Annotated in this window: 20 protein-coding genes and 1 pseudogene; 8 read left to right on the forward strand and 13 right to left on the reverse strand. The window is 68.6% G+C overall.

Annotated elements, in window-relative coordinates; all coding sequences use genetic code 11:
* Positions 1-116 precede the first annotated feature (116 nt).
* Positions 117-1,174, forward strand: a pseudogene (gene lpxD / locus M2437_RS22860) (UDP-3-O-(3-hydroxymyristoyl)glucosamine N-acyltransferase).
* 61 nt (positions 1,175-1,235) lie between these two features.
* Here lpxD and M2437_RS22865 read toward each other — a convergent pair.
* Together M2437_RS22865 and M2437_RS22870 are read right to left on the reverse strand one after the other, a co-directional pair.
* The gene (locus tag M2437_RS22865) at positions 1,236-2,231 is read right to left on the reverse strand and encodes a WcbI family polysaccharide biosynthesis putative acetyltransferase (protein ID WP_253388761.1); all 996 of its coding nucleotides are present in this window, start codon (positions 2,229-2,231) and stop codon (positions 1,236-1,238) included.
* An 8-nt stretch (positions 2,232-2,239) separates the two neighbouring features.
* Positions 2,240-2,965, reverse strand: coding sequence for a fused DSP-PTPase phosphatase/NAD kinase-like protein (locus tag M2437_RS22870; RefSeq protein WP_003598038.1), 726 nt, complete (start codon positions 2,963-2,965; stop codon positions 2,240-2,242).
* Positions 2,966-3,102: 137 nt separating this feature from the next.
* Here M2437_RS22870 and M2437_RS22875 point away from each other — a divergent pair, with 137 nt between their 5' ends.
* Both M2437_RS22875 and ppa read left to right on the forward strand, forming a co-directional pair.
* Positions 3,103-3,609 carry a GNAT family N-acetyltransferase gene (locus tag M2437_RS22875; RefSeq protein WP_253388762.1) on the forward strand — a complete coding sequence of 169 codons (507 nt, stop codon included), beginning with the start codon at positions 3,103-3,105 and terminating at the stop codon, positions 3,607-3,609.
* 286 nt (positions 3,610-3,895) lie between these two features.
* On the forward strand, positions 3,896-4,435 hold the full coding sequence (gene ppa, locus M2437_RS22880) for an inorganic diphosphatase (protein WP_003598036.1): 540 nt from the start codon (positions 3,896-3,898) through the stop codon (positions 4,433-4,435).
* A gap of 108 nt (positions 4,436-4,543) precedes the next feature.
* Here ppa and pyrH read toward each other — a convergent pair whose 3' ends face one another.
* The 5 genes from pyrH to M2437_RS22905 all read right to left on the reverse strand — a co-directional run bounded on the left by pyrH (position 4,544) and on the right by M2437_RS22905 (position 11,976).
* Complete coding sequence (gene pyrH / locus M2437_RS22885) at positions 4,544-5,266, reverse strand: UMP kinase (RefSeq protein ID WP_003598035.1); 723 nt, start codon at positions 5,264-5,266, stop codon at positions 4,544-4,546.
* A gap of 166 nt (positions 5,267-5,432) precedes the next feature.
* Positions 5,433-6,353, reverse strand: a complete 921-nt coding sequence (gene tsf, locus M2437_RS22890; protein WP_003598034.1) for a translation elongation factor Ts — start codon at positions 6,351-6,353, stop codon at positions 5,433-5,435.
* 144 nt (positions 6,354-6,497) lie between these two features.
* Positions 6,498-7,565: a 30S ribosomal protein S2 gene (locus M2437_RS22895; RefSeq protein ID WP_003598033.1), complete on the reverse strand. Its 1,068-nt coding sequence runs from the start codon at positions 7,563-7,565 to the stop codon at positions 6,498-6,500.
* 386 nt (positions 7,566-7,951) lie between these two features.
* Entirely contained in the window at positions 7,952-9,622 is a 1,671-nt protein-coding gene (locus M2437_RS22900) for a methyl-accepting chemotaxis protein (protein WP_253388763.1), read from the reverse strand.
* 371 nt (positions 9,623-9,993) lie between these two features.
* Entirely contained in the window at positions 9,994-11,976 is a 1,983-nt protein-coding gene (locus tag M2437_RS22905; RefSeq protein ID WP_003598031.1) for an acyl CoA:acetate/3-ketoacid CoA transferase, read from the reverse strand.
* Between the two features lie 440 nt (positions 11,977-12,416).
* Here M2437_RS22905 and M2437_RS22910 point away from each other — a divergent pair, with 440 nt between their 5' ends.
* Positions 12,417-13,619: a pyridoxal phosphate-dependent aminotransferase gene (locus M2437_RS22910; RefSeq protein WP_012253580.1), complete on the forward strand. Its 1,203-nt coding sequence runs from the start codon at positions 12,417-12,419 to the stop codon at positions 13,617-13,619.
* 529 nt (positions 13,620-14,148) lie between these two features.
* The gene (locus M2437_RS22915) at positions 14,149-14,448 is read left to right on the forward strand and encodes a hypothetical protein (protein WP_003598027.1); all 300 of its coding nucleotides are present in this window, start codon (positions 14,149-14,151) and stop codon (positions 14,446-14,448) included.
* 78 nt (positions 14,449-14,526) lie between these two features.
* Here the strand turns inward: M2437_RS22915 and ppx are convergent, their stop codons facing one another.
* The 4 genes from ppx to M2437_RS22935 form a co-directional block, all read right to left on the reverse strand.
* On the reverse strand, positions 14,527-16,080 hold the full coding sequence (gene ppx / locus M2437_RS22920; protein WP_076643937.1) for an exopolyphosphatase: 1,554 nt from the start codon (positions 16,078-16,080) through the stop codon (positions 14,527-14,529).
* Between the two features lie 153 nt (positions 16,081-16,233).
* A complete protein-coding gene (locus M2437_RS22925) occupies positions 16,234-18,600 on the reverse strand; it encodes an RNA degradosome polyphosphate kinase (protein ID WP_012253579.1) in 2,367 nt (788 codons plus the stop codon).
* Positions 18,601-18,739: 139 nt separating this feature from the next.
* Entirely contained in the window at positions 18,740-19,498 is a 759-nt protein-coding gene (locus M2437_RS22930) for a P-loop NTPase family protein (RefSeq protein ID WP_253388764.1), read from the reverse strand.
* Positions 19,499-19,560: 62 nt separating this feature from the next.
* Positions 19,561-20,673, reverse strand: coding sequence for an AI-2E family transporter (locus M2437_RS22935; protein ID WP_253388765.1), 1,113 nt, complete (start codon positions 20,671-20,673; stop codon positions 19,561-19,563).
* Positions 20,674-20,777: 104 nt separating this feature from the next.
* Between M2437_RS22935 and M2437_RS22940 the strand changes: the two genes are divergently transcribed.
* From M2437_RS22940 to purN, 3 genes are read left to right on the forward strand one after another with little or no spacing between them, the layout of a single operon-like run.
* Entirely contained in the window at positions 20,778-21,008 is a 231-nt protein-coding gene (locus M2437_RS22940) for a hypothetical protein (protein WP_253388766.1), read from the forward strand.
* The gene (purM, locus tag M2437_RS22945; protein WP_253388767.1) at positions 21,005-22,072 is read left to right on the forward strand and encodes a phosphoribosylformylglycinamidine cyclo-ligase; all 1,068 of its coding nucleotides are present in this window, start codon (positions 21,005-21,007) and stop codon (positions 22,070-22,072) included. Before M2437_RS22940 ends, purM begins: the two co-directional genes overlap by 4 nt.
* Positions 22,069-22,728: a phosphoribosylglycinamide formyltransferase gene (purN, locus tag M2437_RS22950; RefSeq protein ID WP_253388768.1), complete on the forward strand. Its 660-nt coding sequence runs from the start codon at positions 22,069-22,071 to the stop codon at positions 22,726-22,728. The genes purM and purN overlap by 4 nt, the downstream gene beginning before the upstream one ends.
* Before the next feature lie 176 nt (positions 22,729-22,904).
* On the opposite strand, the gene M2437_RS22955 is transcribed toward purN, so the two are convergent.
* On the reverse strand, positions 22,905-24,476 hold the full coding sequence (locus M2437_RS22955; protein WP_012253574.1) for a SpoVR family protein: 1,572 nt from the start codon (positions 24,474-24,476) through the stop codon (positions 22,905-22,907).
* A gap of 47 nt (positions 24,477-24,523) precedes the next feature.
* Positions 24,524-25,828 (reverse strand): YeaH/YhbH family protein, encoded by a 1,305-nt coding sequence (locus M2437_RS22960; protein WP_003598018.1) that lies wholly within the window; start codon positions 25,826-25,828, stop codon positions 24,524-24,526.
* Between the last annotated feature and the right edge of the window lie 41 nt (positions 25,829-25,869).

Here is a 25,869-nt window from a genome sequence, read left to right on the forward strand (position 1 = left end):
TCAGGCACGGCTCTTTTGCTTTTGGTGGCACGTCCGCTCCCGTCCGGGCGGATGCCCCTTCCGACGAAGAGCGCTATAGCGGCGCCCAGCTCCCTCCCCTGCCGGCGTCGAACCTTATGTCAGATCCCGTTTTCATCGCGCCGAAAGGCGGCTTGACCCTCGGTAGCGTCGCCGAGGCCTGCGGCGTCCCGCTCCCCGAGGGCGCCGACCCGTCGCAGCCGGTGACCGGCGCCGCCCCCCTCGAAACCGCGGGGCCGAGCGAACTCGCCTATATGGACAATGCCCGCTACGGCGACGCACTGGCCACGACGCGGGCGCTGGCCTGCCTCGTCTCGCCGCGCTTTGCTCCCCGCGTGCCGGCCGGCACCATCGCCCTCGTCACCCGCGATCCCTACCGCGCCTATGCCGGGCTGCTGGCGCGCCTCTACGAGGAGGCGATGCGGCCGGGCTCGCTGTTTGCCGCCGCCGGGGTGTCCCCCGGCGCCCACGTCCACCCGCAGGCGCGGCTGGAGGATGGCGTGCGCATCGATCCCGGCGCCGTCGTCGGCCCCGGCGCCGAGATCGGCGCGGGCACGGTGCTCGGCCCCAACGCCGTGATCGGCCCCAACGTCCGGATCGGCCGCGACTGCTCCATCGGCGCGGGGGCGACCCTGACCCACGCGCTCGTCGGCAACCGCGTCATCGTCCATCCCGGCGCCCGGATCGGCCAGGATGGGTTCGGCTTCGCCATGGGCGCGGGCGGCCACATCAAGGTGCCGCAGGTCGGCCGCGTGATCATTCAGGACGACGTCGAGATCGGCGCCAACACCACCATCGACCGGGGCGCCTCGCGCGACACGGTGGTCGGTGAGGGCACAAAAATCGATAACCTCGTGCAGATCGCCCACAACGTGGTGATCGGCCGCCACTGCGTGATCGTTTCCGGCGTCGGCATCTCCGGCTCGACCACGCGCTGGAGGATTACGTGGTGCTCGGCGGTCAGGTCGGCGTCGTCGGCCACCTGCGCATCGGCATGGGCTCGCAGATCGCCGGCTCCTCCAACGTCAACCGCGACGTGCCGCCGGGCTCGCGCTGGGGCGGCACGCCGGCCAAGCCCGTGCGGACGTGGTTCCGCGAGATGACGACGCTGGCCCGCCTCGCCGAACGCGGCGGCAAGGACGAGGCGGAGGGGTGAGCTTCAGGGCTCTGCCCTGAGACCCGCCAAAGGGCTCGCCCTTTGGGAATCGGTTATGGGCTCAAGCCGCGAACAGCCTGCGGATCTCGGGTGACGCCGCCCAGTGCTCGATCCGGTGGCAGGTCAGGGTCTCGCGGGGCTGCCGCTGGTAGATCGCGAGGCTTTCCGCGACGAAGGCGTCGAGACCGAGGGTCTCGGGCGGCGCGCCCCGGCGCTGGCGGCGCTTGAAGATCGTGGAACCCGACACGCCGTAGAGCATCGCCACCGGCGGATAGACCGGCCAGATCGCGTCGTCCAAGAGCTCATCCGGCGCGTAGGCCTCAACCGCGACCGGCCGCGGCGTGAGCCCGGCCTCGCGCAGCAGCCGCCCGGCGATGTCGCCCAGCACGCTCAGGCGCGGATGGTTGATGTTATGCATGAACAGGCCGCCCCGCGACCAGCGCAGCAGATCGCCCGAGAGATCGAAGCCGATCGCCCGGCTCGACGCGGTCAGGTCCGCCGCGGCCAAGCCCCAGGCATCGAGATAGCCGAGGCGCGAAAACACGTCCTCGCGGAACAGACCGGCGATCCGCTCCGGCGAGAGCCCCTGGAGAAAGCCGAACAGGGTGATCGCCGAGTGGTAGCTGCCGAGCGGTGACGGCACCAACGTCACCCGCGCCACCGAGGCGAGGTCGCCGACATAGACCGCGTCCGGGTGGAACGCCGTGAAGACGATCGAGGGGAAGAGACGCATCCCCGGCAGCCGTTCGCGCAGCGCCTCTGAGCCGCCCTCCGGGAAGAAGCCCGTCGGGAAGGGTTGGGAGAAGACGTGGTCGCAATCGCCGAGCGTGGCGGCGAAGGCATCGAGGCTGCGCTCGCGCTTGCCCAGCGTGCTCATCGGGATCAGCCGCACCCGCGCGCCCGGCGCGAGGATGCGCACGGCCTCCGCCACGCCCTTCGCCTGGCAATTGCCGATCACCGCGATCCGGGGACCGGTCAGACCGGCCTCATCCGACCCGCGCCGTCCGGCCCAGGGGGGAGACACGGCCCCGAGCAGCCGCGACAGCCTGAGGGCCAAGGCGGCGCCTACTCGCGCCGCAGCAGGCGGTCGACGACGACGTCGGACCAGAAACCGGCACGGAAGTTTTGGGTGATCGCCTGCGGATCGTAGCTGTGCTCGACCCAGTCCAGAAAGCTCTGGCCCCGCGCCTCGCCCTCGCGGAGATAGGTCGCGAAGAACGCGTCGAGAATGCCGGTCTTGGCGAAGCGGAAATGGCCGTAGCGCGGCGAGAGCTGGCGCAAGGCCTCCCGCACCGGCCGGCCCTCGTGCAGGATCAGGAACAGGGTCGCGGCAAGCCCGGCCCGGTCCGCCCCCGACTTGCAGTGCATCACCGCGGGGTATTCGAGGCCGGCGAAGAAGTCGCGCGCCGCCAGCAGGGTCTCGCGGGAGGGCGCCTCGCGCGAGCGCAGCACGAACTCGACGAGGTTCAGCCCCTGCCGCTCGCAGGCCTCGCGCTGGAGGGGCCAGGAGCCATGCTCACGCCCACCGCGCAGCGACACGATCGTGCGCACGCCCTGGCGCTTGAACCACGCGAGCTGGTGCGGCGTCGGCTGGGCCGAACGCCAGACCAGCCCGGTGCCGATCCGGTGCCGGTTGAGATAGGCGAGACGGAAGATTCCGTGATCGACCAGCAGCATGTTCGCCCAGGCCTTCGCCCGGGAGACGGAGCCGTCGATCGGTCGCTCGAACTTCGCGATGCGGGCCATGCGCCGCGCGTAGCGGGTCTCGGGAGGAAGGAAGCGGTTGAACACGGATTGCTGCGAGAGGCGTGTCGGAGCGTTCCTCTAACAGCCCGCGATTCGGGCGACAACGCACCCCGTTTCAGGCCGTTGCCGAACCGCTCGCTTTGCCGTCATCATGCGGCATCGGCTCGTAATCGGACCACACCATGACGACGACCACGGTGAGCATCCGCCGTGCCCGCGCCGCGGACGCCGCCGGTCTCTCGGCGGTCTTCGATGATGCGTGGCGCGAGGCCTATCAGGGCGTGATTCCAGGGGTCGCCCTGGAGCGCTTCCTGGCCCGGCGCGGACCGGAGACCTGGCGCGAGATGATCGGCGGCGGGCGCGGATTCGCGGTCATCACCTTCGGCGAGCGGATCGCGGGCTACGCGACCTACGGCCGGACGCGGGACCGGGCCATGCGCGCGGACGGAGAGATCGACGAACTGTACATCGCCCCGGAATTCCAGGGGCTCGGGCTCGGCACGCGCCTGTTCCGGGCGGTGCGCAACGACCTGATCGACCGCGGGCTCACCCGCATCGGCGTCTGGGCGCTCGCCGACAACGCCCGCGCCTGCGGCTTCTACGAGGGCCTCGGCGGCGTGGCCGGCGCGGAATCGGTGGAGCGCATCTCCGGCTTCTGCCTGCCGAAGGTCGGCTACCTCTTCACCTGATCGCGCCGGGAGCAAAGCATCGTCCCGGATGGTGGTGCGGGCTCCGGAGCGGGCCGCTGCTCAAGGCCGGAATCGGGGCCGGAATCAGGGCCGGACGGGGCAAACCCGCGTTTTTCGCCACGCGATGGCGGAGGAAACGCAACTTGGCCAGAGGGACGATTTCATTTCCCGCCCGCACAATCTAAGACATCGATCGATGGGTGCGGCGTTGTAAGCTGCCCCCGCACGAGACACCCGCCGGACAGGGCGAAGCGTCCGACGGCCGGATTTCAGAGAGCACAGGCCCATGGACATCAACGCCATCTCGATCGGCAAGAATCCGCCGGACGACGTCAACGTGATCGTCGAAGTGCCGCTCGGCGGCGAGCCGATCAAGTACGAGATGGACAAGGACGCCGGCACGCTCGTCGTCGACCGGTTCCTCTACACGCCGATGTTCTATCCGGGCAATTACGGCTTCATCCCGCACACCCTCTCCGGTGACGGCGATCCCTGCGACGTGCTGGTGGCCAACACCCGCGCGATCATCCCGGGTGCGGTCATCAGCGTGCGCCCCGTCGGCGTTCTGGTGATGGAGGATGACGGCGGCGAGGACGAGAAGATCATCGCCGTGCCCTCGCGCAAGCTGACCCAGCGCTACAACCGCGTCGAGAACTACACCGACCTGCCCGATATCACGGTCAGCCAGATCCAGCACTTCTTCGAGCACTACAAGGATCTGGAGCCCGGCAAGTGGGTGAAGGTCGTGCGCTGGGGCGACAAGGCGGAAGCCCATCGCCTGATTCTCGAAGGCATCGAGCGCGCCAAGGCCCAGAAGGTCGGCTGATTCTTTCCTGGCGAGAGAAGCGGGCCGCAGGCTTACCTGCCGGCCCGACACCGACTTCCCCTCTCCCCCAAGCGGGGCGAGGGGATCCTCCGCGGAAAGCGCCGCTGCCTACGGCACCACGCGGGTCGAGACCGAGGCGCCCGTCAGGATCGCGTTAATCGAACTCGGGGCGTGCACCGAGCCCACCACGATGGTGAGGCGGCTCTCCCGCGCCAGAGCGAAGGCGGCGGTGTCCATCACCTTGAGATCGCGGGCGATGGCCTCATCGTGGGTGATGCGGTCGTAGCGGATCGCCTCCGGATCGCGCTTCGGATCGGCCGAGTAGACACCGTCCACCTGCGTCGCCTTCAGCACGGCATCGCAGCGCAGCTCCGCCGCGCGCAGAACCGCCGCCGTGTCGGTGGTGAAATACGGATTGCCGGTGCCGCCCGCGAGCACCACGACCTGCCCCTTGTCGAGGTGATGCAGCGCCGGCTGGCGGGCATAGGTCTCGCAGATGGTCGGCATCGACACCGCCGACATGGTGCGAGCCTGGACGCCCGCGGCATTCAGCGCGGTCTCGATAGCGAGCGAATTCATCACCGTCGCCATCATGCCGAGGGAGTCGCCCGTCGCCCGGTCGATCCAGCCGGCCTGGGAAATGCGCGCGCCGCGGATCAGGTTGCCGCCGCCGACCACCACCGCGATCTGGATGCCGCGGGAGATCGTGGCCGCGATGTCCTCGGCCAGGGCCGCCAGCATCGGCGGATGCAGCCAGAAACCGTCGGGGGCAGCCAGGGCCTCCCCGGAGAGTTTGACGAGGACGCGGCGGTAGCTTGTCGTCTCCGACATCGAAGATCCTCGTCGTCTCGGGTTCTGGGCGCCGCGGCTTCTAACAAGACGGGGGGCCGAACGTCGAGGGGCGACGGCATCGCTGCCGCCGCCCCTGGATGACGATCTGTGAGGATCGGTGACGACTGGAGCCGAGTCAGGCTCTCAAACGTCCTCGCCCGGACTTTTAGCGCGACATGCTCGCGACTTCGGCGGCGAAGTCCGGCCCTTCTTCCTTCTCGATGCCCTCGCCCAGCGCGTAGCGGACGAAGCCCTTGATCGCGACCTCGCCGCCAGCCTTGCCCGCGGCTTCCTTGAGGATCTGCGAGACGGTCTTGGAGCCGTCATGGACGAAGGGCTGCTCCAGGAGGGTGACCTCCTTGTAGTAGCTCTTCAGGCCGCTCTCGACGATCTTGGCCATGACGTGGTCCGGCTTGCCGGCGTTCTTCTCGCGCAGGATGTTGCTCTCGCGCTCGACCACGGCCTGATCGACGCCCGAGGCATCGAGTGCGGTCGGGTTGGTGGCGGCGACGTGCATGGCGATCTGGCGGCCGAGCGTGGAGAGGAACTCGACGTCACCCTCGGATTCGAGCGCGACGAGCACGCCGATCTTGCCGAGGCCTTCGTTGATCTGGCCGTGGACGTAGGAGGCGATCACGCCCTTGCTCACTTCGAGCTTGGCGACGCGGCGCAGGGTCATGTTCTCGCCGATGGTGGCGATCAGGTTCGAGAGCTTCTCCTGGACCGTCTCGGACGAGCCGGGGAAGGTCGCGGCCTGGAGGCCCTCCAGGGTGCCGTCGGTGTTCAGCGCGAGCTTGGCGGCCTCGCGGGCGAAGGCCTGGAAGCCGTCGTTGCGGGCGACGAAGTCGGTCTCGGAATTCACCTCGACCACCGCGGCGTGACGGCCGGCGGACTCGACGGCCACGAGGCCCTCGGCGGCGACGCGGCCGGCCTTCTTGGCGGCCTTGGCGAGACCCTTCTTGCGCAGCCAATCGACCGCCGCTTCGAGGTCGCCGTTGGTCTCGTTGAGCGCGCCCTTGCAATCCATCATGCCGGCGCCGGTCTTTTCGCGAAGCTCTTTCACGAGTGCGGCGGTGATGTTGGCCATGGCGATCCTCTCGAGGTCTTGAAGAGCGGGACTTGAAGAGCGGGTCTTCAAGTGAATGAGCCCGGCGCTCTTTGAAAGCACCGGGCTTTGCAGGAAGATGACGATCGGGCCGCCGGGCGAAAAGCCCGGCGGCGAACGCGGGACTTAGGCCGCGGAAGCCTCGACGAAGGCGCGGGACTGCTCGACCCAGCCGTCGCGGGCGAAGCGGCCGTTGAGCTTCAGGTCGGCGTCGAGCTTGGCCACGTCCTCGGGCTGCATCGCGGCGATCTGCCAGTAGTGCCACACGCCGGCGTCGTTGAGCTTCTGCACGAGCTGCGGGCCGACACCGTTGAGCTTGGTCAGGTCGTCGGGCGCACCGCGCGGGGCGGCGAGCTGCTCGAAGTGCTCGGTCGACTCGGCGAGCGCGGCGACGTCGGCCGGGGCGATCGCGTCGGAGGCGACGGACACCGCAACGTCGTCGTTGGCCGGCGGCAGTTCCTCGGCGGTCGGCTCCTCGGAGGCGCCGACGTCGAGGCCGAGCGCGCCCTGGCCGCGGCCGATGCCCTCGATCGCCGCGCGGGCGATGAGGTCGCAGTACAGCGCGATGGCGCGGCCGGCGTCGTCGTTGGCCGGGACGATGTAGGAGATGCCGTCCGGGTTGCAGTTCGTGTCGACGATGGCAGCGACCGGGATGCCGAGGCGCTGGGCCTCCTTGATCGCGAGCTGCTCCTTGTTGGTGTCGATCACGAACAGCAGGTCGGGCACGCCGCCCATGTCCTTGATGCCGCCGAGCGCCTTCTCGAGCTTGTCCTTCTCACGCGTCAGCATGAGGCGCTCCTTCTTGGTGAGGCCGACGGCCCCGCCTTCGAGCGTCTCATCGACCTTGCGCAGGCGCTGGATCGAGCCGGAGATGGTCTTCCAGTTGGTCAGCATGCCGCCGAGCCAGCGGGAGTTGACGTAGTACTGAGCAGAGCGCTTGGCCGCTTCGGCGATGGAATCCGCCGCCTGGCGCTTGGTGCCGACGAACAGCACGCGACCGCCGCGGGCGACCGTGTCGCTCACCGCCTGGAGCGCGGCGTGGAGCGCCGGCACGGTCTGGGCGAGGTCGATGATGTGGATGTTGTTACGGGTGCCGAAGATGTAGGGCTGCATCTTCGGGTTCCAGCGGTGCGACTGGTGCCCGAAATGGGCGCCGGCCTCGAGGAGCTGGCGCATAGAGAAATCGACGGCCATGATTTTTGGTCTCTCCGGTTGATACCGCCGCGGAGGAGTAGCTGGCCAATCGGCCGGCCACCGGAAACGCCCCATTCAGGCATGGGGCCGGCTCCGCGTGTGGGATGGGCGGGGCGTTAGCAGATGGGAGCGGATGACGCAAGGCGGGACCGGGACGGCATCAGGCCCATCGCCTGAAAGCAATCGCCCTCGCTCTTGGTTGGCCTCAGTCGCCGGCGCCCGCCTCCGCGGGCTCAGGCTTTCGCTCCGCTCGATGCTTTTCAGGGCTCACGCCCTGAAAAGCCCGCTCCGCGCGGCGCTCTTCGCGCCGCGAAGCCGCCGATGCGGCTTCGAGAGATAGTCCTTGTCTTACTCCGTCACTCTGACGAGGCGGTGGCGGCGATGCCTCAGGCGGCCCGCACGGTGGCGAGGAAGCGGGTCATCTCCGTTTTCAGGCGCTCGGCCTGCTGGGACAGGTCCGACGCCGAGTGCAGCACCTGGGATGCCGCTGCCCCGGTCTCCTCGGCCGCCGAGGCGACGCCCGCGATGTTGTTCGTCACCTCGGATGTGCCGGTCGAGGCCTGGCCGACATTGCGCACGATCTCCTGGGTGGCCGCGCCCTGCTCTTCCACGGCCGCCGCGATGCCGGTGGCGACGCCGCTGATCTCACGGATGCGCGTGCTGATGCCGTCGATCGCCGAGACGGCCTCTCCGGTCGCCCCCTGGATACGGGCGATCTGGGCCGAGATCTCCTCAGTTGCGCGCGCCGTCTGGTTGGCGAGTTCCTTGACCTCGGCGGCAACGACGGCGAAGCCGCGCCCGGCCTCTCCGGCCCGTGCCGCCTCGATCGTTGCGTTGAGAGCGAGCAGATTGGTCTGGCCGGCGATGGTCGAGATCAACGCCACCACATCACCGATCCGCGCGGCGGCCTCCGAGAGATCGCGGACCAGAACGACGGTCTGCCCGGCCTCGCCGGCCGCGATCCCGGCGAGTTCGGCCGAGCCGGCGACCTGCCGCCCGATTTCCTGCACCGAAGCGCCGAGTTCCTCGCTCGCCGCGGCGACCATGCCGACATTGCCGGCGGCCTGCTCGGCTGCGGCGGCCACCGCGGTCGATTGGGCCGCGGTCTCCGTCGCGATCGCGGTCATGCTCTGCGCGGTGACCTGCAGCTCGGTCGCTGCCGTGGTCACCGTGCCGAGGATACCGCCGACCGCGCGCTCGAAGCCGTCGGCCATCTCGCGCATGCCGGCCTTGCGCTGCTCTTCCGCCGAGGCGCGGGCGAGTTCGGTTTCCTTTTCGAGCGCACGGGCCCGCAACAGGTTATCGCGGAAGACGAGGACGGTCGCTGACATCGCCCCGATCTCGTCGCGCCGCTGCGCGAACGGGATCGGGGCTTCGGTGTCGCCGCCGGCCAGACGGCGCATCGCCGCCGTCATCCGCTCGATCGGGCGCGAGACGCCGACGAAGGAGAAGATCATCGCGCCGATCGCCGTCAGCGTCGTGATGCAGAGCGCGACCAGCGTGACCTTCACCGCCGTCGCCTGCTCGGCGCGGATCGCGGTGTCGGCGACCTTGCTTGCCGCCATGTTGACATCGACGAGGGCGCGCGCGGCCTCGGAGGTGGCAAGGTAGCGCGTGTTCATGGGGCCGCGGAAATAGGTGAGCGCCTCATCCTGCTGCTCGGCGGTGAAGGCGCGAAGCCGGTCCCAATCGGGCTTCGACTGTTCCAGCTTGGCCAGGAGGTCGTCGTAGGTCCGCTGTTCCTCGGGCGAGGAGATCAGCCTGCGATAAGCTTCAACCTTGGCATTGCGGTCGCGCATGAAGGCCTTGACCTTCTCGCCGCTCTCCGCCCGCGCGGTCTCGTTCTCGGCCGTCACGTAGCGAAACTGCCAGAGCCGCGTCCGAATCACGAACGCGTTGACGCTGTGGGCCTCGTTGATCGACGGGATCGTGGTGTCCAGGATTTCTGACGTCCGCTCGCCGATCGCGTCGAGCTTGACCAGGGCGAGAACGCCCTGCCCGACGGCGAACAGCAACATGAGCGCGAACAGCCCCATGAGAGTGCGCTTGAGTGTCATTGTCCGGAGATGCCTGCGTCGAATTCGGGGAAACCGAATGCTTTCCGCATCTCGCTTAAGAAATGTTCTCAGCGTGTCGAAAAACGGCAACCGAGGGTCGCAGCCGATTCAATCGCGTCGGGCCGTATCCCAAGCTAAGGCTTCGACGTTCGTTCTTTCGACAAGCCAGCCAGCAATTCGTCAAAACACCATCACGTTCCTTCCAGAAAGTATCTGGCCCGACGAAAAGGGGCGACAGCCACCACTACTCGCTCGCGTCGCGATCGGAGAGGGTCCGCGTCGTTGAAGCCACGCCGATCCGCGCCCGGCGTGGCAGCCCCCGGGGGGCACGAGGGCCGGAAGCCTTTCGCGATCCCCTTCCTTTCGCGTCCTCAAGCGGCGGAAGCCACCGCCGGTGAGATCATCTTGCGCGCCTTCTTGTCCTCAGTCGTGCCGAGGAAGGCCTGGGCCTCTTCCTTGCGCTCGAACACGTGGGGGGCGACGCCGCGCTTGGTCAGCGCCTCCTCCATCTTCAGGCGCAGGAAGGCGCTGGTCGCGTAGCGCGTCGTCGTCGCGTAGTAATTCGCCTGGAGATATTGGATCATCCCGGCGTAGTCGTCGTAGAGGTTCTCGTTGAGCCGGAAGCCGTCGTGGTTGATCACGGCGTTAACCCGCTGGCCAGCCTTGCGGCAGGCGTCGACAATGGTCATGCGCAACTCGTCCATGTCGCTCTTCACCCGGCAGTACCAGCCTTCCAGGTTGATGAAGAGGATGTTGCGCTCAGCATCGAGGCTGACGCGCGACTTGAGGTCGAGGTTGAGCAGATCCGAGATCAGCTCCATCGGATCCTCGCGGAAGATACGCGGATCCATCGGCACCGGGTTACGCACGATCGGTGCGAAATCCATGTGGGCGAGGATGTCGCGCTCGATGTCGATGCCCGGCGCCACCTCGATCAGTTCGAGCCCCTCCTTCGTGAGTTGGAAGACGCAGCGCTCGGTGACGTAGATCACCGGCTGCGAGCGCTCGACCGCGTAGGGGCCCGAGAAGGTGTTCTGCTGCACCTCCGTCACGAATTTGCGGGCGCGGCCCTCGGTGACGATCTTCACCTGACCGTCCTGCACCGCGATCTCCAGGCCGCCCGCGGTGAAGGTGCCGGCGAAGACGACCGAGCGGGCATTCTGCGAGATGTTGATGAAGCCGCCGCAGCCGTTGAGCTTGCCCCCGAACTTCGAGGTGTTGACGTTGCCGGCGCCGTCGCACTCGGCCATGCCGAGGCAGGTCATGTCGAGGCCGCCGCCGTCGTAGAAGTCGAACATCTGGTTCTGGTCGATGATGCAATCGGCGTTCGTCGCCGCGCCGAAGCTTGAACCCGAGGCCAGCACGCCGCCGACCGCGCCCGCTTCCGTCGTCAGGGTGATATAGGGGGTGATCTTCTCCTCGTTGGCGACGGAGGAGATGCCCTCCGGCGCGCCGACGCCGAGATTGACCACGCCGTTGGGCGGCAGTTCGAAGGCGGCGCGGCGGGCGATGATCTTGCGCTCGTTCAGCGGCATCCGCTTGATGCCGGTGACCGGCACGCGGATCTCGCCGGCGAGGGCGGCGTCGTACATCACGCCGTAGTTCATCCGGTGCATTTCGGGCTCGGCCACGACGACGCAATCCACGAGGATGCCGGGCACCCGCACATCCTTAGGCAGCAGGTAGCCGTCATCGACGATGCGCTCGACCTGGGCGATGACGATGCCGCCGTTGTTACGCGCGGCCATGGCCTGGGCGAGGCAATCGAGGGTCAGCGCCTCCTTCTCGAAGGAGAGGTTTCCCGACGGGTCGGCGGAGGTGGCGCGGATGAAGGCCACGTCGATCTTGGTGGCGGTGTAGAACAGCCACTCCTCGCCATCGACCTCGACGAGCTTGACGATGTCCTCGGTGGTCAGCTCGTTGACCTTGGCGCCGCCGTGGCGCGGATCGACATAGGTCTTCAGGCCGACCTTCGAGAACAGCCCCGGCTGGCCGGCGGCGCAGGCGCGGTAGAGCTGCGAGATCACGCCCTGGGGCAGGTTGTAGCCGCGGATCAGGTTGGCCTGCGCCGCCTGCGCGACCTTCGGCATGCGCCCGAAATTGGCGGCGATGACGCGGGAGAGAAGCCCGTCGTGATGCAGGCGACCGGTGCCCAGCCCTTTGCTGTCGCCCGCGCCCGCGGTCATGATCAGGGTCAGGCCACGCGGCGAACCGGTGTCGACGAAGCGCTTCTCCAACGCCGCGTGCAGCGCCTCCGGGATGCAGCTCTGGACGAAGCCGGTCGTGGTGAGGACATCGTTCTCGCGAATCAGCGCGATCGCTTCCTCGGCCGTAATGACCTTGTTCTTCTTCATAGGGCCCGCCGTCCTCCACTTTCCTGGCTCGGCCGGACGGTACCGCCCGCCTCTTGCCGCTTCCGCCCGGACTATTGTCGGCCGCCCCCGCGAGTCCGGGCAAGTCCCGGTCTCACAGGGGCAGCTGAATTCTGCATACAATTATCGTTGCAGTGCACCGATATGCTGTCGCACTGCAAGAAACTGCACGTCTTGTTTGTGACAATACCCGAAAACCTTCCCAGCGTACGCCTCAAAAACACTTCGTTCCAGATTGAGAAAAATTGCAGGCGGCCTCGGACGGGCCGTGACTGCGAAGAGGCTGCCTCCGACCGGAAGGGGTGGGCAGCAGCCTCTCGCCTGCCGCGCTTGCTCGTGCCGCGGCGCATGATTACGAGAGCCGCGATGCCCGGAACATCTTTCGGGCCACCGCACACTCGAAGACCTTTCGGAGATCTCCCATGGGCTTTCTCGCCGACGCCCTCTCGCGGGTGAAGCCGTCCGCGACCATCGCGATGACCCAGAAGGCGCGCGAGCTGAAAGCCTCGGGCGTCGATGTCATCAGCCTCTCGGTCGGCGAGCCGGATTTCGACACGCCCGACCACATCAAGGAGGCGGCGATCGATGCGATCCGCCGCGGCGAGACCAAGTACCCGCCCGTCTCCGGCATCAACCCGCTGCGCGAGGCGATCGTCAAGAAGTTCAAGCGCGAGAACGGGCTCGACTACAAGGTCTCGCAGACCATCGTCGGCACCGGCGGCAAGCACGTCATCTACAACGCGCTGCTCGCCACCCTGAACCCCGGCGACGAGGTGGTGATCCCCCGCCCCTACTGGGTCTCCTACCCGGAGATGGTGATCCTGTGCGGCGGCACGCCGGTCTTCGCCGAGACCGACATGGCCCACGACTTCAAGCTCCAGCCGGAGGAGCTGGAGCGGGTCATTACGCCGAAGACCAAGTGGATCATCCTCAACTCGCCGTCGAACCCCTCGGGTGCCGCCTACACCCGCGACGAGATGAAGAAGATCACCGACGTGCTGATGCGGCATCCGCAGGTCTGGGTGCTCACCGACGACATGTACGAGCACCTGACCTACGGCGACTTCGAGTTCGTCACGCCCGCCCAGGTCGAGCCCGGCCTCTACGAGCGCACGCTGACCATGAACGGCGTCTCGAAGGCCTACGCCATGACCGGCTGGCGCATCGGCTACGCCGCCGGCCCCGAGCAGCTCATCAAGGCGATGGACTTCGTGCAGGGCCAGCAGACCTCGGGCGCCTCCTCGATCTCGCAATGGGCGGCGGTAGCGGCCCTCGACGGTACGCAGGAGCACCTCGCGCGCTTCAAGGCGGCGTTCCAGGAGCGGCGCGACCTCGTGGTCTCAATGCTGAACCAGACCAACGGCCTGAAATGCCCGGTGCCGGAAGGCGCGTTCTACGTCTACCCGTCCTGCGCCGAGCTGATCGGCAAGACGACCGAGACCGGCAAGACCATCGGCTCGGACCAGGACTTCGTCACCGAGCTGCTCCAGGCGGAGGGCGTCGCCGCGGTCCACGGCTCGGCCTTCGGCCTCGGCCCCAACCTGCGCATCTCCTACGCCACCTCCAACAAGACCCTGGAAGAGGCCTGCCGGCGCATCCAGCGCTTCTGCGGCTCGCTGCGGTAACAGGGTCTCGCATCAAAGCTCCCGATCACCGATCGCTGTCCCTCGGGGCACGGCCGCGTGGCGGGAGTTCTGTGAGAAGCAGGTCAGCCGAGGGCCGGCGAGGACCAGAACCCACATCGGTGGCGGGGGAGCGGCGTCACGGCACGGTTGCCGTCGGCGGCGCGGGCCTCTACATCGGCCCTCCCCGCGGCCGATGCGCCTGACGGTTTCGCGAGCCCTCTCGGGCCTGCGTGGTGGCGGGGCCGGCAGTGACGGGGCGGTGCGGACCAGTTCTCTGCGCCGTTCCTGTGACGCTCAGTGGGCCGAGCGGCTGCAGGTGCGTCGGGAGCGCGGGGAACAGGAACCGCGACCCCGGCGCAAGGCCCACCTATCCGAATTCCCTCGACCGAATTCCCCTAGCCCCTGGCCGGCACGCATCCGGTCCGGGGCCGGGCCTGGGTACAGCGCGAGAAGCGTTAACGGTCTTTCTCAAGGGAAAGCGAACCGGTGGCAGGCGATTTATCGCAGATTGTCGCCGAAAGGTCGCACCATGTCTCAGGTCGCCCGAGCCCGCACGTCCGCTCGCCAGTATCTGCCGGAATCGAAGCTCGACGACCTCGCCAGCAGCCTGCGGCGCCTCGCCAACCATCGCGGTCTCATCCGCAGTGAGATCGCCAGCCCGATGCTGCTGCGCCTTCTGCCGCCGCCGCGGCGTGTCGAGGAGAAGAAGTACGAGGCCGACCTGCGCCAGCGCCTCACGGACGCCAACCTCGACGGACCGCGGATCGCCTATCTGATGGCCGATGCCGAGCGGGAGATCGCGATCGCCCATACCCGGCTCTCGGGCTGAGCCAGCGGCCCAATCGCCGACGCGCGCCGCATCGGCGCGAGCGGGTACAGGTCTACAAGCGGATCGTGAGCGGCCGGCTCAGGCGACCTCGACCCGCCCGTCGAGCCCGACGACGCGACCCAGGCCACGGACGCGGCTGAGCAGGCGTTCGCCGTTGAGTTCGGCCCATTCGGCGGGCAGGCGCAGCACCACCTTGCCGTCCTCCACCACGAGCGGCATCCGCTTGAGCGGTCCCGCCATCCCGGCGGAGACTGGGAAGGCGACGCGCATGAGCGCGCCGACGAGGCGGGCGCGGTCGAACAGGCGCGGGCCGGCAAGCGCCCGCAGGGTCGGGCTCGCCTTTTCCGGCGCCACGCCCTCGTGGCGGAAATAGCCCGACAGGGCGAGGTAGGCACGGCCGGGATGGTCGATGCCGGCGAAGGCGGCGTTGGCGAGCACGTTGAGGCTCTGCTCGCCGCGGTAATCGGGATGCGCCCGCCAGCCGATATCCGAGAGCAGGCAGGCAGCGTGGCGCAGGCGGCGCTCGCCCGCGGTCTCGGGGCCGTCCAGGCTGGTGATGAACTGGTCGGTCCAGTCGCGCAGCTCGTCGCCGTGGCCGGGCGAGCGGGCACGCTGCATGTTCAGCTCTTGCGCCGAGACGATCAGCGGATCGGTCAGACGCGTCTCGCGGTCGAGCTGCTCGAACAGCAGGCCCTCGCGCACGCCGAAGGCGGAAATCGCGATCTCGCGCGGACGGCCCGCCCGGATGATCTCTTCGAGCACCACCGCGCCGAAGGCCAGCAGCGGCCGGCGCGCCTCGGCGATGGTCTCGACCTCCTGCAGGGTCGCGGCGTCGCTCGCCTCGACCATTTCGAGGAAGCTCAGCTCGTCGGAGGGCTCCACCGCGTAGCCGTGCATGACGTGGAGCGGATAGTCGCGGGTGGCCTGATGCAGCCGGGCCAGCGCCCGCCACGTGCCGCCGACCGCGTAGAAGGTACGCCCGCGCAGGGTGTCGAGCTGCGGCTCGGCCTTCTTCAGATGCTCGCGGGCGATCTTGCGCGCCTTCTTCAGCGAGCCCTCGGAGAGATCCTGAAGCGCCAGCCCGCCGAGCGGCATGGTCACGCCCTGGCCGACCGTGGTGCCCTTGACGTCAACGAGTTCGAGCGAGCCGCCGCCGAGGTCGCCGACCACGCCATCGGGCGCGTAGAAGCCGGAGACGACGCCGAGCGCGGACAGCTCCGCTTCGCGCCGGCCGGAGAGAAGCTGGATCTCCTGGCCCAGCGCCTCGCGGGCGGCGTCCAGGAAAGCCGGGCCGTTGGCCGCGTCCCGCGCGGCGGCGGTCGCCAGCACGAAGATGCGCGAGACCCGCATCGTATCGCACAGGACGCGGAAGCGGCGGAGCGCCGTGAGCGCCCGCTGCACGGAATCCTCGTTGAGGCGGCCCGTGGAGAAGACGCTGCGGCCGAGCCCGCACAGCACCTTCTCATTGTAGAGCGGCGTCGAGGCGCGCTGGAGCCCGTCATAGGCGACGAGCCGCACCGAATTCGAGCCGATATCGATGATCGCGACGGGTTCGAACGTCATGCCAGTCATCAGCGGAGCCGGCCGTTCGGCAGAGTGGGCGAGCGTCAGGTGAGGACGTGTCGGACCCATGCAGCCCCCTCTCAGGGAAGCACCCCGCGCAAGGGGCGCTCACGATGGTGCCAGGCCGGACACCGCCCGGACACTCACGAAGGTGCCGAGCCGGAAACCGGCCGAACACTCTCGATAGTACCGGGCCGGAAACCGGCCCGGCGCAGGCCGTGGTCAGGACCGCTGGGCACGACGGCTGAGCGCCCGCGGGCTCGACTTCTTCGACGACTTACCGCGCCCGGACAGGCTTGGATTCGTCATGAAATACTTGTGCGCATTGAACGGTTCCTCCCCGTCCGCAGGGCTGATCCGCTCGCTCGCACCCGATGCCAGTACACGCCAGCTCTGTCGGTTGTCGAGAAGGTTTGCCAGCATGATCTGATCGAGCACCTGCTGATGCACAGTCGGATTGGTGATCGGCAGCAGGGATTCGACCCGCCGATCGAGGTTGCGCTGCATCAGGTCGGCCGAGGAGATGTAGAGGGTGGCCTTCGGGTGCGGCAGCCCGGCGCCGTTGCCGAAGGCGTAGACGCGCTCGTGCTCGAGGAAGCGCCCGACGATCGACTTGACCCGGATCGTGTCGGACAGGCCCGGAATGCCCGGCCGTAGGCAGCAGATGCCGCGTACGATGCAGTCGATCTGCACGCCCTCCTGGCTCGCATCGTAGAGCGCATCGATGATCTGGCTGTCGACCAGCGAGTTGCACTTGATCCAGATCGCCGCCGGGCGCCCGGCCTTGGCGTGGGCGATCTCCTCCTCGATGTGCTGCAGGAGGCGCGGCTTCAGGGTCAGCGGCGACACCGCCATGCGCTCCAGCTCCGCCGGCTCGGCGTAGCCGGTGATGAAGTTGAAGATGCGCGAGACGTCCCGGGCGATGGCCGGGTCGGCGGTGAAGAAGGACAGGTCGGTGTAGATGCGCGCGGTGATGGGGTGATAGTTGCCGGTGCCGACATGGCAGTAGGTGACGAGGCGATCGCCCTCGCGGCGCACCACCATCGACAGCTTGGCGTGGGTCTTCAGCTCGACGAAGCCGAACACCACCTGCGCGCCCGCCTTCTCAAGGTTGCGCGCCCAGCGGATATTGGCCTCCTCGTCGAACCGGGCCTTCAGCTCGACCAGTGCGGTGACGGACTTGCCGGCTTCCGCCGCCTCCGCGAGCGCGGCCACGATCGGCGAGTTCGATGAGGTGCGATAGAGCGTTTGCTTGATCGCTACCACGTTCGGATCGCGGGCGGCCTGGGCCAGGAACTGCACCACCGAGTCGAACGACTCGTAGGGGTGGTGGACGATGAAATCCTTCTGGCGGATCGCCGCGAAGACGTCGCCGCCCGATTCGCGGATGCGCTCGGGGAAGCGCGGGTTGTAGGGCTTGAACTTGAGGTCCGGCCGGTCGATCCCGACGATCTGCGATAGCTCGTTGAGCGCCAGCATCCCCTCGACCACGAAGACCGAATCGGGGGCGATCTCCAATTCGTCGGCAACGAAGGAGCGCAGCTCCTCCGTCATGCCCGCCTCGACCTCCAAGCGGATGACGACGCCGCGGCGGCGCCGCTTGATCGCCGATTCGAAGTGCAGGACGAGGTCTTCCGCCTCCTCCTCGATCTCGAGATCGGAGTCGCGCACGACGCGGAAGGCGCCCTGCCCCTTGAGCGAGTAGCCGGGGAAGAGCCGGCTCGCGTATTTCGCGATCACCTGCTCGATGGCGATGAAGCGAGCGGTGCCGTCGCCGGCCACGTCGGGCAGGCGCACGAACCGGTCGAGCAGCGACGGCAGGCGGATCAGGGCGCGCAGGGTGCGCCCGTCACGGGGCCGCACCATCATCAGCGCGACGGTGAAGCCGAGATTGGGGATGAACGGGAACGGGTGGGCCGGATCGATCGCGAGCGGCGTCAGCACCGGGAAGATGTAGGTGAGGAAATAGTCGTCGAGCCAAGCGAGGTGCTCCGCCGACAGCTCCGCCGGCTCCGCGAGGTGGATGCCGTTGCCGTTCAGCTCCTCGCGCAGCGCGCGCCAGCGATCCTGCTGGTCCAGCGCCAGCCGCGAGACTTCCGTGCCGATGCGGGCGAGCTGCTCGGAGGGGGTCAGGCCGTCCTGCGAGGGCACGACGAGGCCGGCGCGGACCTGATCGTGCAGGCCGGCGACACGCACCATGAAGAACTCGTCCAGATTGTTGGCCGAGATCGAGAGGAAGCGGAGCTGCTCCAGCAGCGGATGGTTGGGGTTGGCGGATTCCTCCAGGACCCGGCGGTTGAACTGGAGCCAGGACAGCTCACGATTGACGAACCGTTCGGGCGAGTGGCGGAGCGATCGCCCGGCCTCCAGCACCGGTTCGCGGGCGGCCTCGGCCGCATCGCTCTCCACCTTGGCGTCAGCCTCCGACGGCTTCTCGGCGGCTTTCTCCGCCGCGAGGATGCGGGCGGCGCGGGCCGTCCGGGCGCGGGCGGATTCGCTGCGCACACCCCGCTCGGTGGCGAGGCTGGTCTCTTCGGTCTCGGTCGCCTCCGTATCCCGGGCGACGACATCCGACTCCACTTCCGACAACGCCCTGGCTCCCTTCCGCTCCGAAGCGCGTCCCGGTCATGATGCGACCGGTGACGACTCCGCCCCTTGCAGTGCTGCGCGGCTCCCTAACATAGGGCGGCCGAACCGGTTTGACGGTTTCGTGACAACGGCGGGCGACTCACGGCCCGCCCGCAGCGTCGTCCTCTTCGCCGTCCCCCTCTTCCGCGTCCTGACCCTCGCCTCCCCCGTCGGCGGCATCCATCCGGTCGAGGACGGCGAGCGCGAGCGGCCGGGTGATGCGGCGACGGCGGCCGAGCGCGTCGCGGTCGAGTTCGGCCACGACCTCGCGGACGCGAGCGAGCGAGCGGTCGATGCGTAGCGCCAGCGCATCGACCACCGAGGTGTCGATGCCGAGCTGCCGGTCGGCGAACAGCTTGACGATCACCGCCTTCAGGAGCGCGTCGTCCGGCGGGCCGATCTCGGCGCCGGGGGCGAGCCGCAGCCGCGAGCGCAGGTCGGCGACCTTGAGGCCGAAGCCGTCCACCGGTCCGCAGGCCGTGAGCAGCACCGGAAAGCGGCGCTCGCGGGCGAGATTGAGCAGATGGAACAGGGCCGCCTCGTCGCGGCCCGCCGCGCGGTCCACGTCCTCCACCACGAGGGCGCCGTTGGAAATCAGATGCGAAACGCGGTCCATCGCGACGTCCGCGGCCGAGACCGTCCAGGCCTGCGCCCGCGTCGCCCAGATCGAGGCGAGATGGCTCTTGCCGCTGCCGGGTGGGCCGCGGAGCAGGAACACCGTGTCCGGCCAGTCGGGCCAGGCCTCGATCAGGACGTAGGCCTCCTCGTTGGAGGGGCTGACCAAAAAGTCCTCGGCGCCGTAGCGCGGGTCGAGCGGCAGGTCGAAGGTGAGCTGCTTCGGGGGTTCCGTGTCGCGCATCCTCGCACCTTACACCAAGTTGCTCGACACCAGTCGGGAGGGGATTCTCGGCGGCCGCGCGATCAATCGCGGGCGGGCAGCGTCGAGTTCCCCGACTCCCCGATCAGCAGCGGCCCGTCGCCCCGGAAGAGCTTGCTCTCGAGGTAGCGCTCGATGCCGAAGCGCACCACGACGCCGATCGAGGCGGCCACCGGCACCGCGAGCAGGAGCCCGAGGAAGCCGAACAGCGAGCCGAAGGCGAGCAGCGCAAACATCAGCCAGACCGGGTGGAGGCCGACCGAATCGCCCACGAGCTTGGGCGAGATCACGTTGCCTTCGAGGAACTGCCCGACGAGGAACACCCCGACGGTGAGGCCGATATGCAGCCAGTCGCCGCTGGGCCACCACTGCACCAGGGCGACGCCGACCGAGAGCAGGAAGCCGGTGAGCGTGCCGACATAGGGGATGAAGGTGAGGAAGCCCGAGATCATCCCGATCAGGACGCCGAAGTTCAGCCCGACGAGGAACAGGCCGACCGCGTAGAACGAGCCGAGGATCAGGCAGACGAGGCTCTGGCCGCGCACGAAGCCGGTCACCGCCCCGTCGATCTCGCCCGCGAGCCGCCGCGCCGTCGGGCGGTGGCGCGGGGGCACCCAGCCGTCGAGGGCGGCGATCATCCGGTCCCAGTCGTGCAGCACGTAGAAGGCGACGACCGGCGTGACGACGAGCAGCGAGGCGATGGAGACGAGCGCTTGGCTCCCCGTCCAGAGCGATTTGAGGAAGGCCAGGAACCACGCCCCGCCCTGCCCGACCAGCGTGCCGACGGAGGATTGCAGTTCGTTGACGACCTCCGTGCCGCCGATCCGCTGGAGCAGCGGCCCCGCCCGCTCCACGAGGATGCTCTGCAGCCGCCCGACCATGGTCGGCAGGGAATTGACGAGGGAGGCGATCTGCCCGGCGGCCAGCGGCACGACGATGATGAGCAGCACCACGAACCCGACGACGAATCCGGCCAGGATCAGCAGGGTCGCGGCGAGCCGGCCGAGGCCGAGCCGCTCCAGCCGGTCGGCCAGCGGATCGAGCAGGTAGGCCAGCGCCAGCCCCGCCACGAAGGGCAGCATCACCTCGCGCAGTTCGTAGAGCAGGAAGACGACGACCGCGAGGATCGACAGCCCGACGATTGCCCGCCCACGCATGGAGATGCCGTCCCCCGTCAATCCGTCCGGCGCGGACAGTGGGAAGCGGGGCGCGCCCGGTCAAGGCAGGTCTTGCGAGGCAGGTCTTGCAAGCCGGACCTCGCATGGCGGGCCTTGCCGCGCGCGGCGGGAAGGCGTTCGATCGCCGCTTCGCCTCGTCGGGAGAGGGCGCCACGGCAACCGAGGACACCGATCGAGGCGGTTTTCGCCCGCGGCACGGCATGATGCTGTGCCCGAACACGCCGCCCCGCGCCGGTGACAGTGGCCAATCGCGCCGCGATGTGGCAGCGGGTTTTGGCATGATCAGCGATTACCGGACGACGGGGCGGCGATGACGGCGCAGGACGGAAACGGGCTCACCTACGCGCAGGCCGGCGTCGACATCGACGCGGGCAACGCGCTCGTCGAGACGATCAAGCCGCTGGTGCGCGCCACGCGCCGGCCGGGGGCGGATGCGGAGATCGGCGGCTTCGGCGGTCTGTTCGACCTCAAGGCCGCGGGCTTCAAGGACGCGATCCTGGTCGCCGCCAATGACGGCGTCGGCACCAAGGTGAAGATCGCCATCGAGACCGGACGCCACCACACGATCGGCATCGACCTCGTGGCGATGTGCGTCAACGACATCATCGTCCAGGGCGCCGAGCCGCTGTTCTTCCTCGACTATTACGCCACCGGAAAACTGGTGCCCGGCGTCGGCGCCGACATCGTGCGCGGCATCGCCGAGGGCTGCCGGCAGGCGGGCTGCGCGCTGATCGGCGGCGAGACCGCCGAGATGCCGGGCCTCTACGACGGTTCCGACTACGATCTCGCCGGCTTCTCGGTGGGGGCGGCCGAGCGCGGCACGCTGCTGCCGCGCCCCGGCATCCTGCCCGGCGACGTGGTGCTCGGCCTGCCCTCCTCGGGCGTCCACTCGAACGGGTTCTCGCTGGTGCGGCGGATCGTGGCCAAGACCGGCCTCGGCTACGACGCCGACGCGCCCTTCGCGCCGGGCCGCAGCCTCGGCGAGGCACTGCTGGAGCCGACCCGGATCTACGTGAAGCCGCTGCTCGCCGCCCTGAAGCGGGCCGGCGGCATCCGGGCGCTCGCCCACATCACCGGCGGCGGCTTCCCCGACAACCTCCCCCGCGTCCTGCCCGACGGCGTCGGCATCGCAATCGACCTCTCGGCGATTGCCGTGCCGCCGGTCTTCGGCTGGCTGGCGCGCGAGGGCGGGGTCGCGGAAGCGGAGATGCTGCGGACCTTCAACTGCGGCATCGGCATGGTGGTGGTCGCCGCCGCCGATGCGGCCGACGCCGTGTCGGACGCGCTGACCGAGGCCGGCGAGGCGCCGGTCCGGCTCGGGCACATCACCGAGCGCGGGGCGGAAGCGGTGACCTTCACGGGGCAGCTCGCCCTGTGAGCGCTCCGGCCCCGAAGAAGCGCGTCGCGATCCTGATCTCGGGCCGCGGCTCGAACATGGTCTCGCTGATCGAGGCGGCGCGCGCGCCCGATTATCCGGCCGAGATCGTGCTCGTGCTCTCGAACCGCCCCGACGCCGCCGGCCTCGACCGCGCGCGGGCGGCGGGCATCCCGGCCCGCGCCATCGACCACAAGGCGTTCCCCGACCGCGCCCGCTTCGACGCCGCGCTCCAGGCGGAGCTGGACGAAGCGGGCATCGAGCTGATCGTGCTCGCCGGCTTCATGCGCATCCTCACCGACGCCTTCGTCGAGGCTTGGGGCGGCCGGATGATCAACATCCACCCCTCGCTGCTGCCGCTGTTCAAGGGCACCCACACCCACGGACGCGCGCTGGACGCAGGCGTGCGCCTGCATGGCTGCACCGTGCATTACGTCGTGCCGGAACTCGATGCCGGCCCGATCGTGGCCCAGGCCGCCGTGCCGGTCCTGCCGGGCGACGACGCCGACACGCTGAGCGCCCGAGTGATCGTGCAGGAGCATCGGCTCTACCCGGCGGCGCTCGCTCTGATCGCGGGCGGCGGCGCCGTGTTGGAAGGCGGCCGCGTGCGCTTCACAGCGCAGGCGCGCGACGCCGGAGCCGCGATCCTCTCGCTCTGAGCCCATTTTCATGGGGCAGCTCCAACCCTCCACCTCATCCCGAGGTGCCGCAAAGCGGCCTCGAAGGATGCTCCCGCTCCCGCGCGATCCCTGGTCGATCCTTCGAGGGCGACGCTTCGCGCCGCCACCTCAGGATGAGGGCGAGGATGGGAGCGGCCGAGCCGGCTTTCTGACAGTCAGAAGAAGATCGGCCGCGCGCTTGCCGAGTGCTCGACCAGCACCGCGCCGGTCGCCGGATCGACCTCCTTGAGCACCGCGTCGTAGCCCCAGAGGTCGGCGAGGTGCTGGAGCACGCGCCGCGCATCCTCCCGCTGCAGGGTGATGCGGTTCAGCGCCTTGTGGTGGAGGATCAGCCGGCGGTCGCCCTCCAGATCGACGTCCACCACCTCGATGTCGGGGTCGAGCCACGCCACATCGTATTGGCGGGCGAAGGAGCGCCGCATCTTGCGGTAGCCGCGCTCGTCGTGGATCGCCGCGACGCGCATTTCCGGCTCGTCGGGATCGTCCACGACGTGGAACAGCCGCATGTCGCGCATCAGCTTCGGGCTCAGGAACTGCGCGATGAAGCTCTCGTCGCGGTAGTTCTCCCAGCAATCGCGCAGCACGCCCATGGCGTCGCCGGTCCCGGCGATGTCGGGGAACCACTCGCGGTCCTCGTCGCTCGGCTGCTCTACGATGCGGGCGATGTCCTGCATCATGGCAAAGCCCAGCGCGTAGGGGTTGTGACCGCCGAAGGACCGGTCGTCGAAATTCGGCTGGCGGATGACGTTGGTGTGCGAGGTCAGGAACTCGAGATAGGCCGCCTCGCTGAGCTGCCCCTTCTGCGAAAGGGAATTCATGATTCGGTAGTGGCAGTAGGTGGCGCAGCCCTCGTTCATCACCTTGGTCTGGCGCTGCGGGTAGAAGTACTGCGCGACCAGCCGGACAATTCGAAGAATCTCGCGCTGCCAGGGCCGCAGGCGCGGGGCCACCTTCTCCAGGAAGTAGAGGATGTTTTCCTGCGGCAGCTCCAAGAGCGCCTTGCGCCGCTCCAGGGCCGGATCGCCCTTGGCCGCGCCGGTCTTGGCCGGCAGCGTGCGCCAGAGGTCGTTGTAGATCTGCTCGCCGTGCTCCTCGCGCTCGCGCTCCCGGCGCTGCTCACTCGCCAGATCCGGGCGCTTCTTGCGGGGATAGCGGTGGACGCCCTGACTCATCAGCGCGTGGGCGGCATCGAGCACGTGCTCGACCGCCTGATGCCCGTAGCGCTCCTCGCAGCGGGCGATGTAGCTCTTGGCGAAGTCGAGATAGTCGAGGATGCCCTCGGCATCGGTCCATTGCCGGAACAGATAGTTGTTCTTGAAGAAATGGTTATGCCCGAAAGCGGCGTGGGCGATCACCAGCGTCTGCATCGTCGCCGTGTTCTCCTCCATCACGTAGGAGATGCACGGATCGGAGTTGATGACGATCTCGTAGGCGAGCCCCATCAGGCCGCGGCGGTAGCTCGCCTCCTGCTGGGCGAAGTGCTTGCCGAAGGACCAGTGCTTGTAGAACAGCGGCATGCCGATCGAGGCATAGGCGTCGAGCATCTGCTCAGCGGTGATGATCTCGATCTGGTTCGGGTACCACGACAGGCCGAGTTCGGGCCCGGCCACGGCTTCGCAGGCATCGTGGATGCGCCGGATCGTCTCGAAGTCCCAGTCATTGCCGGAAAACAGCAGCTCGCCCGGTTTGGGTGCTGTCGACTTCGTGCGGCTCAGGCTCGCGACCATGTCGGCCCTTCTCTTCGACGCTGTCTCGCCTCCCCTCGCGGAGAGGCCTATCGCTCCGCCTCCGCCCGCGCGTCCTTGCGGCCGAACAGCTCGCGGAACACGGGGTAGATGTCGCGGCGGTGGTTCACCTTGCGCATGGCGAGCGGTTCGCCGGCCTTGGCCAGCGCCTCGTAGGTCCGCCACAGGGTGGTGCGGTGCTCGACGAAGCCGGCGCGCGGGCCGTTCTCGTCACCGACTTCGAGATAGGCGAAGTGCTGGCAGGCCGGCAGGATGTGCGCGCGCAGCAATTCGGTCGAGGTCGGCCCGTCGGAGGAGACGTTGTCGCCGTCCGAGGCCTGCGCGGCGTAGATGTTCCAGTCGTCCGGCGAGTAGCGCTCGGTGACGATGCGCTTCATCTCGGCCAGCGCCGAGGAGACCAGCGTGCCGCCGGTCTCGCGGGAGCCGAAGAAGGTCTCCTCGTCCACCTCGGCTGCCTTGTCGGTATGGCGGATGAAGACGATCTCGACGTGCTTGTAGCGGCGCGTCAGGAAGATGTGCAGCAGGATGTAGAAGCGCTTGGCCAGATCCTTCATGTGCTCGGTCATCGAGCCCGAGACGTCCATTAGGCAGAACATCACGGCCTGGGCGATCGGCTTCGGATAGGGCTCGAACCGGCGGAAGCGCAGGTCGATCGGATCGACATAGGGGATGCGCTTCGAGCGCTCGCGCAGTTCGAGCAGCTTGAGCTTCAGGTCGGGCAGGCGCGGATCCCTGGCGGTCTCCGCCGCGGCGATTTCGGCCTCCAAGGCCGCCACCTCCTCCAGCTTCGGCCGCTTGAGGGCGATGCGCCGGGACATGGAATTGCGCAAAGTGCGCGACAGGGCGAGGTTCGCCGGCGACCCTGAGACCGTGTAGCCGGCCCGGCGCAGGCCTTCCGTCTCGACCACCGCCAGCCGCCGCTTGGCGAGATCCGGCAGTTCGAGGTCTTCGAGGAAGAGGTCGAGGAATTCCTCGCGCGTCAGGACGAAGTGGAAGGCGTCCTCGCCATTCTCGCCGCCGTCCCCGCCCTCGCCGGAGCCGCCGCCTCCCCCGCCGCCCGGCGGGCGCTCGATGCGGTCGCCCTCCACGTAGGTCTTGTTGCCGGGCAGGATGTAGTCCTGATGGCCCGTGCCCGGCTGGCGCGAGAAGCGCGGCTCGCGCACCCCGTCGCCGGGCACGGTGATGCGCCCGTCCTTGCCGAGGTTCTTGATATCCTTCTCTCGGGCGGATTCCCGAACCGCGCGCTGTGCGACGTCCTTGACCCGGCGCAGGAAGCGTTGGCGGTTCGGGAGGCTCTTACCACCTGGATTGAGCCGACGGTCGACGATGTGCATCCGGGGTCGCTCAGCGCCTTCAAGTCTCACGTCCCCGCTCG

The organism is Methylorubrum pseudosasae, assembly GCF_029504475.1.
In the GTDB taxonomy this organism is placed as follows: domain Bacteria; phylum Pseudomonadota; class Alphaproteobacteria; order Rhizobiales; family Beijerinckiaceae; genus Methylobacterium; species Methylobacterium extorquens.